The sequence below is a fragment of the Hymenobacter agri genome, from assembly GCF_054778495.1.
This window is the reverse complement of record NZ_BAAGZM010001106.1, coordinates 1-819: the sequence shown is the minus strand read 5'-3', so window position 1 is coordinate 819 and position 819 is coordinate 1. Positions and strand designations below refer to the sequence as shown.

Below are 819 nucleotides of genomic sequence, written 5' to 3'. Positions count from 1 at the left end.
CAGGGCGTGGTGCTGCTGAAAAACGAGAAAAACACCCTGCCCCTGGCTCCGACGCGCATCAGGCGCCTGCTGGTAGTGGGCCCCTCGGCCGACTCACGCGCCAACCTGTGCGGCGGCTGGACGCTGGCCTGGCAGGGCCGCCCCGAAGCCGCTTACCCCAAAGATGTACCCACGCTGCTCGAAGCCCTGCGCCGCGAGTACCCGCAGGCCACCGTGGAAACGCTGCCATACCGTGATGCTACCGGTAAATCATTGCTGACCAGCATTGCATCGGCCGCCCGGCGGGCCGATGCCGTGGTGCTGGCCTTGGGCGAACGGCCCTACACCGAAGGCCTAGGCAATTCGTCGGACCTGACACTGCCCGACGACCAGCAGGCGCTGGCCCGGGCCGCGCAGGCTAGCGGCAAACCCACCGTGCTGCTGATGATTGGCGGCCGCCCGGGCATTATCCGGCAAGTGGCGGAGGGCACGTCGGCCATCATCTGGGCGGGGCTGCCGGGCTACGGCGGCGGCACGGCGCTGGCCGAAATCATCAGCGGCAAGGCCAACCCCAGCGGCAAGCTGCCTTTTACCTACCCGCAATTTGCCGGCCACATCACCAACTACCACCACGACAATAACGAGAACAGTCTCGACCTGAGCGACTTCGGCGCCGGTTTTGAGCAGCGCGGGCCGAAGTATAAAAGCTCGATGCTGACCGAGTTTGGCGAGGGCCTGAGCTACACCACCTACGCCTACTCGGGCCTGGCCCTGAGCGACTCGGTGCTGACCGGCCCCACGGCCCGCCTGCGCGCCACGGTGCGCGTGGCCAACTCCGGC

General features: G+C 67.3%; 1 protein-coding gene. It reads left to right on the top strand.

Features of this window, described 5'->3' with window-relative positions:
- The coding region (locus ACYVDE_RS24755; RefSeq protein WP_460504177.1) for a glycoside hydrolase family 3 protein at positions 1 to 819 on the top strand (819 nt) is incomplete at both ends.